General features: G+C 67.6%; 10 protein-coding genes and 1 pseudogene. 4 read left to right on the forward strand and 7 right to left on the reverse strand.

Annotated features, from left to right (window positions below; all coding sequences use genetic code 11):
* The first annotated feature begins 164 nt into the window (after window positions 1-164).
* Window positions 165-2,192 carry a HelD family protein gene (locus OTB16_RS12650; protein WP_267720260.1) on the forward strand — a complete coding sequence of 676 codons (2,028 nt, stop codon included), beginning with the start codon at window positions 165-167 and terminating at the stop codon, window positions 2,190-2,192.
* A 140-nt stretch (window positions 2,193-2,332) separates the two neighbouring features.
* Here OTB16_RS12650 and OTB16_RS12655 read toward each other — a convergent pair whose 3' ends face one another.
* A complete protein-coding gene (locus OTB16_RS12655; RefSeq protein ID WP_267720215.1) occupies window positions 2,333-3,124 on the reverse strand; it encodes a transposase in 792 nt (263 codons plus the stop codon).
* 1,035 nt (window positions 3,125-4,159) lie between these two features.
* Between OTB16_RS12655 and OTB16_RS12660 the strand changes: the two genes are divergently transcribed.
* The gene (locus tag OTB16_RS12660; protein ID WP_267720216.1) at window positions 4,160-4,816 is read left to right on the forward strand and encodes a response regulator transcription factor; all 657 of its coding nucleotides are present in this window, start codon (window positions 4,160-4,162) and stop codon (window positions 4,814-4,816) included.
* Window positions 4,817-5,787: 971 nt separating this feature from the next.
* On the opposite strand, the pseudogene OTB16_RS12670 reads toward OTB16_RS12660, so the two are convergent.
* The 5 genes and pseudogenes from OTB16_RS12670 to OTB16_RS12690 form a co-directional block, all read right to left on the reverse strand.
* A pseudogene (locus tag OTB16_RS12670) lies at window positions 5,788-5,973 on the reverse strand (CorA family divalent cation transporter); the annotation flags it as partial.
* A gap of 459 nt (window positions 5,974-6,432) precedes the next feature.
* Window positions 6,433-6,897 (reverse strand): hypothetical protein, encoded by a 465-nt coding sequence (locus OTB16_RS12675; protein ID WP_267720217.1) that lies wholly within the window; start codon window positions 6,895-6,897, stop codon window positions 6,433-6,435.
* Complete coding sequence (locus OTB16_RS12680; protein WP_267720218.1) at window positions 6,884-11,473, reverse strand: putative T7SS-secreted protein; 4,590 nt, start codon at window positions 11,471-11,473, stop codon at window positions 6,884-6,886. The genes OTB16_RS12675 and OTB16_RS12680 overlap by 14 nt, the downstream gene beginning before the upstream one ends.
* Window positions 11,473-12,120, reverse strand: a complete 648-nt coding sequence (locus OTB16_RS12685) for a hypothetical protein (protein WP_267720219.1) — start codon at window positions 12,118-12,120, stop codon at window positions 11,473-11,475. Before OTB16_RS12685 ends, OTB16_RS12680 begins: the two co-directional genes overlap by 1 nt.
* Window positions 12,117-12,617 carry an SseB family protein gene (locus tag OTB16_RS12690; RefSeq protein WP_267720220.1) on the reverse strand — a complete coding sequence of 167 codons (501 nt, stop codon included), beginning with the start codon at window positions 12,615-12,617 and terminating at the stop codon, window positions 12,117-12,119. The genes OTB16_RS12685 and OTB16_RS12690 overlap by 4 nt, the downstream gene beginning before the upstream one ends.
* A gap of 208 nt (window positions 12,618-12,825) precedes the next feature.
* Here OTB16_RS12690 and OTB16_RS12695 point away from each other — a divergent pair, with 208 nt between their 5' ends.
* Complete coding sequence (locus OTB16_RS12695) at window positions 12,826-13,701, forward strand: hypothetical protein (protein ID WP_267720221.1); 876 nt, start codon at window positions 12,826-12,828, stop codon at window positions 13,699-13,701.
* Between the two features lie 49 nt (window positions 13,702-13,750).
* On the opposite strand, the gene OTB16_RS12700 is transcribed toward OTB16_RS12695, so the two are convergent.
* Complete coding sequence (locus OTB16_RS12700) at window positions 13,751-14,917, reverse strand: magnesium and cobalt transport protein CorA (RefSeq protein ID WP_267720222.1); 1,167 nt, start codon at window positions 14,915-14,917, stop codon at window positions 13,751-13,753.
* A gap of 273 nt (window positions 14,918-15,190) precedes the next feature.
* On the opposite strand from OTB16_RS12700, the gene OTB16_RS12705 reads away from it, so the two are divergent.
* The gene (locus tag OTB16_RS12705; RefSeq protein ID WP_267720223.1) at window positions 15,191-16,315 is read left to right on the forward strand and encodes a winged helix DNA-binding domain-containing protein; all 1,125 of its coding nucleotides are present in this window, start codon (window positions 15,191-15,193) and stop codon (window positions 16,313-16,315) included.
* The last annotated feature ends 18 nt before the right edge of the window (window positions 16,316-16,333 follow it).

Raw genomic sequence — 16,333 nt, forward strand, 5'->3', positions numbered from 1 at the left:
AGTATCGAGTGAGCGTTAACTTGACCCATGCGGCGATGATCTCCAGCTGCCTGCCGTGGGCCGGGCGGTCCGCTTGGCAGCAGCGGCAAACTTCACCAAGGAGCCCTCTGTTGTCGAAAAAGAATGATCCCGCTGTGCGTGCGGTTGAATCGGAGCGGGATTATGTGTCCTCCTTGTATGAGTTGCTCACCGAGCGGATTTCCGAGGCGCGAGTCCACCGAGCGGGTGTGCTGAAGGCACCGGCGGAAAGCGCCGCTGAGGCATACGAGAGAGAAATCGCCGCCGAGCGTCTGGCCAAGGAAATCGGTCGGCTGGAGGGCGCCGAAAAGGGGCTGGTCTTCGGGCGCATCGACTGGACGGACGGCACGGCGCTGCGCATCGGGCGGATCGGACTGCATACGGAGGAAGACGACCTGCCTCTGCTCGTGGACTGGCGCGCGAACGCGGCGCGGCCCTTCTACGAGGCGACACCGGTCCACCCGATGGACCTGCGGCGGCGCCGGCACCTGCGCCTCGAGGAGCGCACGGTCATCTCGGTGAGCGACGAGCTGCTGGACGGGACTGCCCCGACCGACGAGGACATCGTGGGGGACGGCCCATTGACCGAGGCTCTGTCGGCACGGCGCACGGGCAGGATGCGCGCGGCCGTCGCGACGCTGCAGGCCGAGCAGGACGAGATCGTCCGCTCCGCCCACCGCGGGGTGACCGTTGTGCAGGGCGGGCCCGGCACCGGCAAGACGGTGGTTGCCCTGCACCGGGCGGCCTATGTCCTGTACGCGTTCCCGCGCGCCGCGGAGGAGGGTGTCCTGGTGGTGGGCCCGAACGGCCGGTTCCTCGACTACATCTCCCAGGTCCTTCCCTCGCTCGGAGAGAACGATGTCGTTCTGGCGACTTGCCGGGAACTGGCCGGAGCGTCCACGGACACGGTGGACCCGTTCGATACGGCGCGTCTCAAGGGCAGCTCCGACCTCGCCGACGCCTTGGCTGGCCTGCTGCGCGTCCACCAAGCCCCCGCCGGTGACTTCACCGTGCGGGTCGGACAGGAACTGGTTCACCTCTCCGGCGAAGAAGTCGCCACGGCACGCGACGCCGCCGTGGCAGCCGCACCGGGGCACAACCCCGCGCGCCAGGTGTTCAGGGAGCTCTTGGTCGACGCCGTCACCGACGCGATGCAACGAGATATGGGTGACCTCCTGGAGCAGATCGACGCCGATGCCGAAAGGATGACGGGCATCAACCTCGACCGGTTCACGGGAGCCGCCCAGCGCCGTGCCGAAGGTGCGGCCGACTCGGGTCCGGTCCACGAGCTGGACCTGGACGCCATCCGAGCCGATCTCCTCGACGACGCCGGCGTCGACCGAGCGGTCGAGGTGCTGTGGCCGCGGCTGGTACCCGCCGACCTCGTGAAGGCGCTCCTGACGAACGCCGGCGCTCTCGCCGAGCGCCTGCCCCGCCTGACCGCGCAGGAGAGGTCCCTTCTGCTGCGGGGTCCGGACGACCCGTGGACCGATGCCGATGTGCCGTTGCTGGATGAGGCGGCGAGCCTGGTCGACGGCCCCCCCGAGCGGACGTATGGGCATGTCGTCGTCGACGAGGCGCAGGAACTGACCGCCATGCAGTGGCGGATGATCGTCCGCCGCTGCCCGGCAAGGGCGATGACGCTGGTGGGTGACTTCGCCCAGGCAGGCCCGGTCGCGACAGCACGCGACTGGAAGGAAGCACTGAGCCCGCATGTCGGATCGCGGTTCAAACTGCACAACCTGACCGTCAGTTACCGCACCACGCAGGAGATCCTGGAGAGCGTTCGGGACCTGCTCACGCGGATCGCTCCGGACCAGAAGCCCACCCGGTCACTGCGTAGCGGTGAGAGCCCTCGCACCGTGACCACACCTCCGGACGGGTTGGTCACCGCCGTCGTTCAGGAACTCCGCGCCCAGAGCACCGCGCACCCGGGCGAGCTTTTGGGAGTGATCTGCGCGGACACCAGGGTGAGCGAGCTGACGGCCCAGGGCATCGCTCACCACGCACGCATCGTGCCGGCGTCCGAAGCACGCGGCCTGGAATTCGATGGCGTCGTCGTCATGAACCCCGAGGAAATCATCACGACCCGCCCCGGTGGAGAAAGGGACTTGTACGTGGCCCTGACCCGGGCCACCAAGCGCCTCTGCACCATCACCGTCCAGCCCGCCTGAAGACTCGGCGCCCGCGTCGTCGCCGCGGGCGCACCCGGCGCGGTACGGACACCGGCCCGCGCGCATGGGGCTGCTCAGGCTTGTCCCGTAAGTGATCTCTGAGTCGCCGGGGGCCGGGCGGTCGTGGTCGGGCCGGTCGTTTATCCGGCGAGGGCGAGGGCGAGGGCGAGGTCGTGCATGCGGGCGATGCCGAGCATGGCGTGGTGGACTCCGGCGCGCTTGAGGCGGCAGTCGCGGAGGGCCTTCCAGGTCTTCACGCGGGCGAAGACGTGCACGACGCGGGCGCGTGCTTGCTTGTGGGACTTGTTGCGGGCCTGCTTCCAGTCGGGCAGTTCTTCGCCTTTGCGTCGGCGGTGCGGCATGACGAGCCCGGTGCCCGGGTAGCCGCCGTCGGCGATGGTCATGGTCGTGCCGACAGGGGCTTTGGCGCCGGATTCTTCCGATGCCTTGCAGTCGTTGCCGTTTCCGGCGAGGGATCGGCCGACCACGACGACCAGGCGGGTGTCGGCGTCGATGACGACCTGGTGGTCGGTGGAGGACCGGTAGTTCTTCGACTGTGCGGCGATGGTGTGGTCGGGGGTGGGGTCGGGGGTGGGGACCAGGGTGCCGTCCACGATGAGCACGGTGTCCTTGGCAAACCGTTTGCGGGGCTGGAGCGCGAGCATCGGCCCGAGGTGGTCGATGATGCGGTCCGCCGCCGACTTGGACACCCCGAACAGCGGAGCGAGCTGGCGCATGGTCAGGTCGGTCCGCCAGTACGCCGCGACGAGCAGTGCACGGTCCTCCAGAGGAAGGCTCCACGGCCGGCCCTTGCGGACCGCGTCCGCACCCTCACGCCGCAGCACGGTCACCAGCTTTCCGAAGCAGCGCGGGCTCAGCCCCGTGAACGGGGCTATCCAGGACGGCTCCGACGCCGTGATCACACCAGCCACCGCAAGATCATCTCACGCGTTACCGGCAGTTACGGGACAAGGCTTCGCCGCCTCACCGCCCGTGGCCCCACCGCGGCATTGCCGCAGCGGTGGATCGTGCTCAATGCCCTTGACCCGGCCGACTGCTTCACGGTGGCGAAGTAGTCGTACTCACACGACATATATCGACGGCTGTTGTACGGCTCGGCTGCCAGTCGCGACTGATACGACAAGGGGAAACCTCAGCGGTTCCAGTTCGTCCATCAACGTCTGCGCCCCCAAGTGCGGTCCTCGGGCGAGCCGGGCAGTCACGTACTCGACGAACGGTTCGTACGGATCCGGCAGATGCCGTTTCCGTACGCCAGGGGTCCGCTCCCCAGCCACATGCGAGGCTGAGGGGCGTCCCGTAAATGATCTCCGAGCTACCTCGGCTCGGCCGTCGCGGGATCCGCTCGTCTATCGGCTCGACGCGGGCACGGACCAGAGCCTCACACCCGTACTGAAGCCGAGGTGCGAGAGCTGTTGCACCGGCGTGGCTGGCGGACGAACTAGCTGCGCGAGGTGTGGCTTCTGCTGGACCACGTCGTCCAGCTCTGGACCGCGGATCAAAGCTCTGGACGACCAGTACGAGGCCATGACCATCGACGACGACGGCCATGCACTCGATCAGTTCCACAGGCTGCCCGGCCCCGACCTGTGGTGGTGGCGGCGCCACCCACGCATCCTCGCCAGGGACCTCGGGCGTTCGCTTCGTTCGGCCGGTGCATCGGAACCGGCCCGGACCCGGCGTGACCCTCAGCCTCGTGGGATTACGGGACAGGCCCTATTCCGGGGTGGACAGTCCCCGCAACTCGGTGCCATGCTCATCTATCTGGGTCGGGCCTTTCACCTGCAGGGGTCGGACCCTTGAGATTTTACGTGGGGAAATGGGGGATCGCTTATATGGGTAGCGTGAACGACAGGTTGACGTGGCAACCGAGCTTGAGCAGTGTCGATACACGTGACGGCCGAGCTTCCCCGTGGGTTGGGCGATCCCCGTTGCAAACTGAGATCGCGGTGCCGACCGGCACCCTCGATACCAAACTCCAGATCATGCTGATAATCCAAGACGACATTCGTCGATACAGTATCGAGGGAATGCTTCGTTCAATTGACATCGGGTGGACAGTGCAATTCAGCGCGGCTGTCGAAGATCTCTCGACATTCCGCAACGGCCAGCTGATCATTTCATCCAGCGACGCTTTGGAGCCTGTACCTGCCGAGATCGCTGAAAAGCTGCGTATCCATAACATGCATGTACTGGTCCTGGTGGATTCGGCAGACGTTGTTGAGCAATCCTGGGTCGATCATGCAAACGGTTTCCTGGACTGGGCGGATCTCCGTCCCGAGACACTGCGCGAAGCGATCGTCGACGTGGAGGCTGGACGATTTCATGTGTCGGCGACTCTGGTGCGACGATCCGTAATGGCACCCGACCAAGCAGGCGATGACACCACCTCGAAGCGCGCGTCGATGATTGCACTGACGGCACGTGAACACCAGGTGCTGCGCCTGATTGCCGAGGGGCAAAGTAACCGGCAAGTCGCTGGATCGCTGAGCATCTCTGAACATGGAGTTAAACGCATGGTCGGCATTATTTTGGCCAAGCTCAACTGCCCAAATCGGACTCTTGCGGTTGTTCGGGCCATAGAGTCGGGGCTCCTCGTTGTGTGAGGTGTCGACCAATTGGCGAAGTTCTGTCCGTCCCAGCCCGTCCATGAACGGGTCGATCCCGGCCTGCGGTGGGTGCGAGAGCTGTGTGTCGATAGCACCGGCTCGACGGCGCCGGGCTCTCCCTGACGTAATGGCTCCAGGACCTGCACCCGCAATTGACTGCCGAGGTCCAGCCGCACTGCTAGGCGGTGGTGGACGGTCTCGCTCTCGCGCAGCATCCAATTGCCATCGCGCTGCAACGCCTGGACGAGTGAGCTTCCCTCTACGTCCCCTGGGTGTGCTCAGGCCAAGAACCTCGTGGCCAGTTCGGGAGTCGGACCGGTCCGAAGAAGGGCAACCCGCGGACGCAGTAGGAGACTGCCTGTCCGGAGACGGCTGCCAGGAAGACGGATCCGAACAGCGGCCCACTGATGTCGTCGTAGTCGTCCTCTGCCACAGCAGTCGGAGCAACTCGCGCTCCTGCGGCGTGAACGGACCGGAGTTCCGGGCCGGCACGGCCCCGAGCCTGGGTCTGCACCGCATAGGGGCTGCGCGCTCGCCGCTCAACGAGGCACCCGCGCGCACCCTCCTGCGAGCGGGCATGACCGCGGACGGGCGGATCCGCGATCACGTCTTCGTTCACGGAGCCTGGCGAGACTCGATCCTGGAGCACGAGTGGACTCCCATCGACATCTTGAGTTGGTGATGCCCGGTGTGGGCAACGCTGCCCGAGTACGCGCCTGAGGGCTTGTCTTTGGATCCGGACACCGTCGACGGCTCCGGCGGTCGTGGCCCCACCTGACGCCGACAGGGACAGTAGACGTGCGATACGGGATCTCCGATGCGGCCGCGAGACGGACGGTGGTCGCTTGCGACCGGCAACGATTTCAGCATCTATTCCCCCCAGGGACTCCCCACGGCCGCTTCTGGGGCGATCTGTGAGCGATGCGAAAGTGAAGTGCGAATGATGACTGAGTGTGATGAGAGGGGGCTTAGAGCCAGTCGCGCCGCTTGAAAATTACGTACAAACTGAGGCAAACCATCCCCATGAGGCAGATCGCAAGGGGGTATCCGAAGCTCCAACCCAACTCAGGCATGGACTCGAAGTTCATGCCGTAGATGGTTCCGACGAGTGTGGGAGCAAACAAAATGGCAGCCCACGAGGAGATCTTCTTGAAGTCGCCACCCTCACACCGCTGACCTGCGGAAATCGCCCGGAGAGGCCCTCTGATCTGCGGCGATCAGCCTTTCCGTCCCTTTCACCGTGCTGCCCGTTTGTACGGCCGATCCTCCCCAGCCGCTCCCCAACGGGGCTTCGTTCTCCCCAGGTTCTCCCCAGCCGCGACTGCCTCTGAAGACGGATCGCCTCTGGTCGGGACCGCGAACCGCCTGGCGTGACCGGCTGCGCGACGTAGCGGCAGCGAGGCAGGAGTAGGTGGCCGTCAATCGCTTGGCGGTAGCTCCTGACTGGGTACGGCTGCTCGTTCACAGGGGACAACCGCTGCGCTCCCCGACGCCCAGGGCTGTGGCGCAGCCTAGGCGCAGGCACGCGCGGAGCTCCTCCACGGCCCGGTTGAGGCGTTCTCGCGCCCCGGGTGTCTCCACCGCCGTGATCAAACCTCCGACGACCGGGCCGATCAGGTGGCGAACAGGCCGTCGAGCAGCGCCGAGGCCGAATCGACCTCGTCCCCGCTGTACCCGGTCCTGAACCGCAACTCCTCCGCGCCCAGCGATTCGACCGCCAAGCCGATCAATGGCCGCCAGCACCTCGCGGTCGCGGCAGGGAATTCCCTGCGGGCTTCCGTCCCGTCTCCCGCTTCCGCTGGGCCCGAAACGCGCAGGGTTCGCCCGTCCGGGAAGTCCGGCGAGACGATGCGCACATCCACCGGGCCGACGGCAACGCTCTTCTTGATGTCGCGTGCCAACTCCAGGACGTCGACGGAGCAGTGCGGCGGGATCCCGGCCGCCGCCAGTCGCTCCTCGGGGATGCTGCCGAACTCCTTCGTCACCTGGAAGACGATTTTGAACTGCTGCGCGGTCATCGTCACGTCGGGCGTACTGCTGCGCACTTCCTGATGCCTCATCCCGTCATTCCAGCTCATCGAAGTACGTCTTCCCTTCCTTCGGTGTGAAGACCGTACCCTTGTCCCCCTCCTCGATGACCACGGCGTTCTTGTCCGTGTCCCAGTACGCCACTCGGCCCCGTTCCAGGAACTTCGGTTGCAGCACCGTGGGCACGTCCCCGTTGATGACCCCGTCGACGTAGAACTCCAAGGCCTTCGGGTCGACGTCCTTCACGTAGTGTTCGAAGCCGCCCGGATCGTTGAACCGCTTCCGGGAATGGTCCGCGATGTTCTGGGAGATGGGGTCGACCTGCGGGCAGGGGGAAAGCCCCAGCGGGTCCGCCCATGTCAGTGGGTTGTGGACATAGGCCGTGGCATTGGGCGCCGGACCCAGACCGAGCGGGTCCACACTGAGGTAGCGGCACGCCTCCGGGTCGTAGTGGCGGTGGAAGTTGTAGTGCAGGCCGGTTTCCGGATCGAAGTACTGACCGGGGAATCGAAGGGGGGTGTAGGTCGTGCTCGACGCCGCCCAGGCCGTCGTTCCCCACAGCGTGCCGCGGGCCCGCCAGGCAAGTGTTCCCGACTCATCGATGAGTTCGCGCGGTGTGCCGACGAGATCGGTGACTATCGCGAAGAAACGCTCGTCGATAGCCTCCTGCGGGGCGTCCGCCCGGAAGAGCCGCACCGTCTGGGCCAGCGGCCGGAGGCCGCTGTGGTCCCAGGTGAGTGTCACGGCATGCGGCAGGTCCTGCGATTCGGTCGTCTGTTCGCAGAGGATGGTGGCGTCCCAGGTGAAGGACACCTGCTCCAGAACGCTCCGGCCGTCGGCGGCGAGGCGTCGCTTCGCGATGCGGCGGCCCAGTCCGTCGTACAAGTAGCGCCATACCGCACCGTCCGGTGTCGTCACCATGACGAGCCGGTCCTGGGCGTCCCACTCGTAGCGCCACGTGTCCGGCTTGCGTGACAGCCGGGTCTTCTGGCGCAGGACGACGCGCCCTTGCGCATCGTGCTCGTAGCGCACGTTCCCGGCCCGGGTGATCCGAGTACCGGTGTAGGACCGGCTTCCGGTTGCCTCTTGGACCGGGTGGGTGCGGGGCCAGGAGGCCTCGGTCTGGTTGCCGGCTTCGTCGTAGGCGTAGCGCTCGGTCCAGTTCGCCGCGTGGACCGCGGTGACCCGCCCCGCCTCGTCGAGGTCGAAGCTGCGGCTGCCGGAGAGCCGGTCGTCGACTGCGGACAGGTTGCCGTCCGCGCGATAGGTGTACGCGCGGCGCTGAAGGACGCCGCCCCCACCACTGATCTGCTGATCGGCGAGCCGCCCCCGCACGTCGAACTGGTGCCGGAGAGTGAGGGTCTGGCCGATGTGGCGCGTGAGTTCACGGCCGGCCGCGTCGTGCTCGAACGTCAAGGTGCGGCCGGAGGTGGTGAGCTCCGACCGTCGACCGGCCGCGTCGTACGCCCAGGTGCTGCGTACCCCGCTCGGGGTCGTCCTGCCGGTCCGGCGCCCCAGGGCGTCGTGGGTGAAATCGAGTGTGCGGCCGTTCACCGTCTCGGATACGACCCGCCCGAAGCGGTCGCGCAACCGGGTCGTCACGGCGTCGGGAGCCGCGGCCACGGCGAGTTCGTCGAAGATGTCGTACTCGTACGTGGTGACCGCACCCGCGGCGTCCTTGCGAAGGACCTGGCCGAGTTCGTTGTGTTCGTACCGGACGCGCTGGCCGAGTCCGTTCGTCCGGGTGACGAGACGGCCGGCAGCGTCGTAGGAATAGGAGAGCGTCCGGCCATCGAAGTCCGTCTCGGATATGAGTCGGCCGACCGGATCGTACGCGTAGTTCCACGTCAGGCCCTGCGGGTTGGTGACCTGGGTGAGTCGCAGGTTCGTGTCGTGGGTGAACTCGTAGCGCACGCCGTCCGGCCCGGTGCGCGCAATCAGGAGGTCGAAGTCGGTGTACTCGTAGGTCGAGACGCCTCCCATCGCGTCCCTGTGACCGACGCAGTTTCCCTCGCCGTCATAGGTCCACGACTGCTGGGTACCGTCGGCTTCCGTACGGGTCGACAGCCTGTTCTCCGCTCCCCATCGCAGGTGGACGGTCGCTCCGAGCGGGTCGGTTATCGCGACGGGGCGGTTGAAGGCATCGCGTTCGTACCGCGTAATCGCCCCCAGTGGATCGGTGACGGTGACGGGCAGCCCCGCCTTGTCCCGCCACACGGTGGTGCTCCGGCCGAGGGCGTCCGTGATCACTTCGAGGTTGCCCGCCTCGTCGTAGCCGAAGCGGGTCGTCGCCCCTGACGGATCGGTGACGGACGTCCGGTTTCCCCGCGCGTCGAAGGTCTGGCGCGTCACGTTGCCGTCCGTGCCGATGATGCGCACCGGCATTCCCAGCGCGTCGTACTCGGCACGCGACTGCCGGCCGTCCGGTCGTTCGACCGCCGTGAGCCGCCCGTGTGCGTCGTAGGTGTACCGGCTGACCTGGCCGAGGGGGTCGGTGCGGGCGAGTAGGCGGTCACGCCGGTCGTACTCGAAGCGGGTGACCGCTCCCAGGGCGTCGATCTCGGCGACGACCTGGGACCGGCCGTTGACGACGAAACGTTCGGTGTTGCCCAGGCCGTCCGTGAGCGCGGTGACGCGAAGGCCGGTTTCGGGATCGGTGCCGTCCCAGGTGAAACGGGTTTCGAGGTGGCCGTTCACACCCGCCTGGTACGTGCAGCGGTCCTGGTCGTCGTACTCGTAGACGAAACGGCTGCCGTTGGAGTCGGTCCATGAGGTGATGCGGCCGTGGTCGTCGTAGCCGTGGAGCAACGGGCGGCCGACGGAGTCGAAGACCTCGCCCAGCCTCCCCTCGACGTATCCGTAGCGCACGATCTCCGCGTCCTTGCCGTCAGGGGACGCACCCGCCAGACGAAGAGCGGTGACCCTGCCGTCGGCGGTTTCCAGCTTCAGGTGGTAGCCGCCGTGGTGAACGATCGATGTCGGTGCGCCGTGCTCGTCGTACTCGAAGGTGATCCAGCGGCCGTTGCGGTCGTCGATCTGCGTCAGGAGCGCGCAGGTGTCACCGTGGTCGGCGAAGTGCCGGACCGTGCCCGTGTCGGGGTCGGTGATCGTGTACCCGGCGTCGACCCGGTCGAGTGGCCACAACCGTCCGTGGGTGGGCACGACCGGTACACCGGGCGCGGGATGGGGGTAAGCGAGCAGGCTGCCCTCGTCGCAGCTGAAGACGACCCCCTCGGAGTCGATGTCCAGACGCTGATCGACCGTGGACGACCACGTCGGGCCGAACCAACGGCCGGAGCGACGGGCGGAGTCGAAGGTCCGCCGGAACACCAAGGGCATGGAGCCCGGGAGGGTGACGTCCGTCTGGGGCAGAAGCATGCGTCCGGTGGCGATGTCGATCGGGTCCTTCTTGCAGACCGTGTCGCCGCACCGCTTGCCGTTGCTGTCGGGATTCTTCTCGTGATCTCCGCGCGAGCCTGACGGCCTGTCACCGTCGGCCAACTGCCCGGGCCGCAAGCCGGCCCGCAAGCCGCCTCGCACGACGCCTGCCCCCTTGGTGCCGATGGCCTCGGGGATGAGGCGCCCGAAAAACTCCATCGGGTCGCCCTTTGCGGCCTCCCAGGCGTTCTTCAGCGCGCGGTCGGGGTTGGCCGCGGTGGAGACGAGGCCGGCGAGTGTCGTGTTGATGCCCTTGTAGAACTCGGCCGGGTGGGTCAGGTTGTAAGGGTCCAGGGGATTGACCGACCGGACGAAGTTGACCAGGCCGGCGCCTCCCTTGACGATTCCGCCGGCCAGGTGAAGGCCTTCCACGCCCACGCTCAGGCTCTGGTCGATGAACTCGTTCTTGAGCTTGTCGCGGCCTGTGGGTTCCTTCGGCGCGTACGTCATCGCCGCCGCGACAGCGCTCTTCGCCGATTCGGCGGCCTCGTTGCGCGCGCGCCGGGCGTCGGTCAGGATCTCGCGGGCATGGGCGCGCTTGGACTGGCCCGGGTCGGTGAACTCGCCCGGGTCCGGTAGCGGGCTGGGGCCGGTCCGAGCGGCGTTGTAGGCATGGACCTTCTTGTTGTACGCGTCGGCGGCCGTCTTGGAGTCGCTGTCACCTTCCTTGTACAGGGCGACGGCCTCCTTGGCCTTCCCCTGTGCGGTGGTGATCGCCTTGGAGTACGCCTCCAGGGTCTTGGCCGCGTCCTCGAACGCGTCGGCCGCCCGGAGCCAGTCCGTCGGCAGCGTGGCGAACTCCTCCCGGAAGGCATTGGCGGCCGCGCCCTGCCAGTTGCTGGCATCGAGCTGCTTCATACCGTCGCCGACCAGGTCAAACGCCGCCTGGAAGTCCCGAAGGTGGCTCACGGTCGAGGCGATCCTCGCCGGGTTTCCATGGATCAGCTCATTGGCCTCCTCGGTCTGCCCGAGCTGCTGCTCGCCCACCTTCGCGCCGAGCGAAGAGGCGGTCTCGTCGCCCCAGTCCTCGACCGCGTCCGCCCAGTCGTCCGCGCCGACCGTTTCCAGGGCGTCGCCGGCCTTGTCGGTGGCCCAGTCGACTCCCTCACCCAGCAGTTCCTTGCCCTTGTCGATCCCGCTGTCGACTTTGTCGATCAACCTGTCGGTCAGGCCACCGAAGTCCACCATCAGCGGTTCTCCCCCCAGCGAGGCTGCTCGGCCTGCTCGATGATCTGCCGGGAGGGATCCAGGTCGTCCTTCAGCTGTTCGTCCAGCCGGTCCCGGACAGCCGGGTCGATGAGGCCGGAGCGCTCCATGGAGTCCATCTGCGCGTCCATGACGTCGTACGTCGTGTTCTTCCAGGTCTGCTCGACCTCCGTGTGGGCTTCGGAGAACGATTCCCCGCTCCAGTCGGCACCGTCCCACATGTGCTGGTCCCGGACCTTGGACCAGCTCATCTCCTTGACCTCGTCCTCCGACAGGTGGGGATTGCCGTTGAGGGAGTTGACGCCGATCTTGAACGAGTCCTTGACGTACTGGTCCTGTTCGGCGAACGAACCCGCCGACAGACCCACGCCCTGCGCGAAGACGTTTCCGCGCAGGGTGAGCGCCCGCACGCCCCACTCCCACCGCTTGCAGAACTGCTCGAACTCGGACGTCAGGCCGTCGTGCCCCAACTCCAGCCCCGACAGCGCGAGGTCGGAGAAACCACGTCCGGTCGACGCCTCACCGATCGTGCCGAGCTCCTTCAGCTCGGCGTGAGCCTTGTTGATGCCCCGTGCGATCGCGACCAGCGCCCACGCCGGCGCTTCCAGGCCGGGCTCGTTCCCGCTCATCGCGTCTCCCCGAGATCCACTGCCGCCGCGTCGGGAACGATGCCCTCGACCGGCGGGAACAACATGCCGTCCTCGCTGCCGGCGTCGAGCGCCACGCCTGCCGGTACCGGCGCCATCGGCACCATCACGTCCAGCAGCCGTGCGCCCAGAACCGTCCGGTAGGTCCACTCCCGCGCGCCGTCGCCTTGCGCACGGGCGAAGCGGGCCAGGGCCGCCTCGTCCGAGAACGCGCAAATCCAGCGCACACCGTCCCGGTCGGCCGTCCACAGACTTCCGTAAGGGTCGAACGGAACGAGCACCGCCGTGCGCCGGAATTCGCCCAGCAGCCGGGCGAACCCACGCCTCGCGGTAGCCAACGTGTCATCCGCCGACGGCTCTCCCGCCGGTACGGAGGCCGCGTTCGGTGCGGCCGCCTCCTCCGAAGCGGGCCAATCGGTCAACTCCAGAAGCCTCGACACCCGTTCAGGCCCTGATATGTCATCCCCGTTGTCACTCACGGACCGATGCTGACGTGCCCCGCTTCCCGAAAGCAACGCGCGACCGCCACCGCCACGGTCGGCCCGCCCGTGGGGCGTTGCGTCCGGCCTGACGCCCGGGAGGCCGGCGGTAAGGACGAGCGCACAGCGTGGCGCGCACGTTGTCGCCCTTGAGATCACCTTCCCGTGCCCGGGAAGCGGGCTGGTCCAGCCGTTGTCTGTGCCACCGTTGAGCCTGTCGATGACCGGCGGCGCGAAGGGGGATGGCGTGCGACTGTCACGGGAGGTCACCGGGTGGGCGTTCATCGCCGATGTGGAGGGTGTCCGGCATGCCGGCCTGGCCGTCGGTCTGGCCGGCATCAGCCCGTTCACCACGGGTGGCGGGGTGGGAGGCAGCCTGTTCACCCGCGCGTACGCGCGGGGCCTCCCAGCGCTCCTGTCACTGGACGAATTGCCGTTCAGTCACCCTCTCGCACCCCGTTGGTGTGTCATGCAAGACGAAGAAGGTGTGCTGTCCGTCCTCGACCCTGACGGTGCCCACTTCGTGCACGACCTCGACCCGGAAAGGCCGCCAGGGTGGCGGGAGGCGGCGGAGGCCTCGGGCTCGGTCATGCTGGTCGTGTCCCACGTGCTGCCTGCCACAGATGATCCGCTCGGCGCGCTGGTCTTCGAAACGCGCCGGGGGAAGGTGTGCGCCGGCTCTGTGCGCTTCGGTGAGCCTGCTTACGAGACGGACGGCAAGCCGACAGTCACCTTCGTCATCGACCCCGTCGGCGTGCTGATGGAGCTGGCGCAGTACGTGTGCGATCGGATCATGTCGCTGGACGGGGCGAAGCGACGGGCGCGCGAAGTAGAGGAGATGCGCCAGGCCTTGGCCGAGCACGGTGCGATGCCCGCCGCGGCGATGGTCGATTTGCTGTTCCGGGACGAGTTCCTGGATCACCGCGGCCTGGTGGAGTTCATGTACGTCTACTGGCGGCTGGTCGCCGAGGTCGCCGACGCCTGCGCGCGGGCTGGTCACAGGCTTGCCGGGGCAGGGCGAGGAGATCACCCGCATCCATTCCCCCCAGGGACCCCCCACGGCCGCTTCTGGGTCGATCTGTGAGTGATGCGAAAGCGAAGTGCGAAGGATGACTGAGCGTGATGCGAGAGGCTTAGAGCCAGTCCCGGCGCTTGAAAATTACGTACAAACTGATGCAAACCATCCCCATGAGGCAGATCGCAAGGGGGTATCCGAAGGTCCACCCCAACTCGGGCATGGACTCGAAGTTCATGCCGTAGATGGTTCCGACGAGTGTGGGAGCAAACAAAATGGCGGCCCAGGAGGAGATCTTCTTGATCTCCTCGTTCTGTTCGAAGCCGGCTTCGGCCAGGGCTCGCATTTCTGCGTTCTGCTGTTGGGAGACCAGGGTCGCGTTCACCGTGAGGATCTCGGTGAGGGCCTGGCGGAAGCCGTCGACGCGCTCGCTGGTGTGGGTGACGTGGTCCGCCACGTCGCGGAGGTAGCGCTGGAGTTCCTCGTCCGTGCGGTACTTCGCGAAGCCTGCCATCAGGCTGTGGAGCATGCCGACCAGGGGGCGGGTCGCCCGTTGGAACTCGACTGTCTCGCGGGAGAGTTCGTAGATCCGGCGGGAGACCGACGGGTCGCCTCGGAAGACCTCCGTCTCGATCTCGTCGATGTCCGTCTGGACGCCCTCGACGACCGGGGCGTAGCCGTCCACGACCGCGTCGAGGATGGCGTACAGGGCGGCCTCTGGGCCGAGGGAGAGGAGTTCCGGGGTCTGCTCCATGCGGCGGCGGACCCGGGAGAGGTCCGGGGCGGCGCCGTGGCGGACGGTGATCAGGAAGTCCGGGCCGACGAAGACGTGGAGTTCGCCGAACTCGACCTCTTCCTGGGCGTCGAGGTAGCGGGCGGCCCTCAGGACGACGAAGAGGGTGCTGCCGTAGCGCTCCAGCTTGGGGCGTTGGTGGGCCTCCAAGGCGTCCTCGACGGCGAGTTCGTGAAGGTTGAACTCGGCCGCCAGGGAGTGCAGTTCGGATTCGGTGGGACGGTGCAGGCCGATCCAGGCCATGCCGTCGGGTTCCTCGCGCAGCTGGCGGAAGGTGTCGGCCAGGGTGATGGGGGAGGCGATGCGGCGGCCGTCGCGGTAGACGGCCGAGTCGACCACGCTGCGGTGATCCGCGGGCGGTGGGGCCGGGGGCGCCGGCCGGGGGGCTGCCGGCGGGTTCGCCGGGGGCGTGGCCGGTGGTGCGGCGGTGCGGCGCCAGCCCGTGCGCTTGGCGTCGGACGGGGTCGGGCCGTGGTCTGGGCGCTCCGGCATCGCAGGTCAGCTCCCGGTCGAACGTGTGTTTACAGGCAAGGGGCAGGATATCTGGGGGAAGCGTGCATTTGGGTTTGTCCGTGTCTGTTGGTGTTCGGTTTCGGGGCCCGCTCCCTTGTCGGCTTTTCGGTCTCTGGTGTTTCTGGAATCTGGTTCTGGCTGTTCGTGCTCGTGGTCGTAGTCGTAGTCGTGCCCGTATCCGTTCCCGCCCCCGCCTTCTAGATCGTCAGCTTGCGGACAGATGCTGTCCGCAAGCAGGGTTAGCGTGAGGGCATGGCCTCCAGGACGACGCACCCCGTGCTCGACACCCGCGCACTGAACCGTGCCACGCTCGCCCGTCAGTTGCTGCTGAGCCGCGCCGAGATGTCCGCGCGGGACGCGGTCGGTCACCTCCTCGGGCTTCAGGCGCAGAACGTGAAGCCCCCCTACTTCCAGCTCCACGCCCGCCTCGCCGGGTTCCGCCCCGCCGAGCTGGCCGGGCTGATGGAGTCCCGCGACGTGGTCCGCATGGTCACCATGCGCTCCACGATCCACACGCACACCGCGCACGACGCCCTGACGCTGCGGCCCCTCGTCCAGCCCGCCCGGGACCGGGAGGTCGCGTACTTCCGCAAGGGCCTCGTCGGGGTCGACCTCGACTCCCTCGCCGAGCGCTCCCGGGTCTTCGTCGAGGCCGAGCCCCGCACGATGGGGGAGATCCGGGGGGAACTGCTCCGGCACTGGCCGGACGCCGACCCGCAGTCGCTGTCCGTCGCCGCCCGGTGCCTGCTGCCCCTGGTCCAGGTCACGCCCCGCGGGGTATGGGGGCGCAGCGGCCAGGTGCGGCTCACCACCGTCGAGAGCTGGCTCGGCAGGCCCGCCGCCCCGGCGCAGCCCGTGGACGACGTCGTACGGCGCTACCTCGCCGCCTTCGGGCCCGCCTCCGGCAAGGACATGCAGCTCTGGGCCGGCCTGACCCGCCTGAAGGACGCCTTCGAGCGGCTGCGGCCGGAACTGGACGTGTTCCAGGACGAGAACGGCGTGGAGCTGTTCGACCTGCCCGACGCACCCCGCCCCGACCCCGGCACCCCGGCGCCGCCCCGCTTCCTCCCGGAGTTCGACAACCTCCTCCTCTCGCACGCCGACCGCTCCCGCGTCGTCGACCCCGCGATCAAGGGGCGTACGTGGACCGGCAACCAGGCCCACTGCACCCTGCTCGTCGACGGGTTCCTGGCCGGGCTGTGGAAGATGGAGAGGGGGGCGGAGGGGAAGACGGAGGGGGCCGCCGTCACCGTCGAACTCTTCCGGAAGGCCTCGGCCGCGGAGAAGGTGGAGATCGCCGCCGAAGCGGAGCTGCTGGTCGCCGCCATGGGGGAGGGCGGGAGCGCCTCCGTGCGCTTCGGGTCAATCCACGGCTGACGCTGCTCTGGTGGTCCC

Origin of the sequence: Streptomyces antarcticus, from assembly GCF_026627255.1 — a bacterium.
GTDB classification, from domain to species: Bacteria; Actinomycetota; Actinomycetes; order Streptomycetales; family Streptomycetaceae; genus Streptomyces; species Streptomyces antarcticus.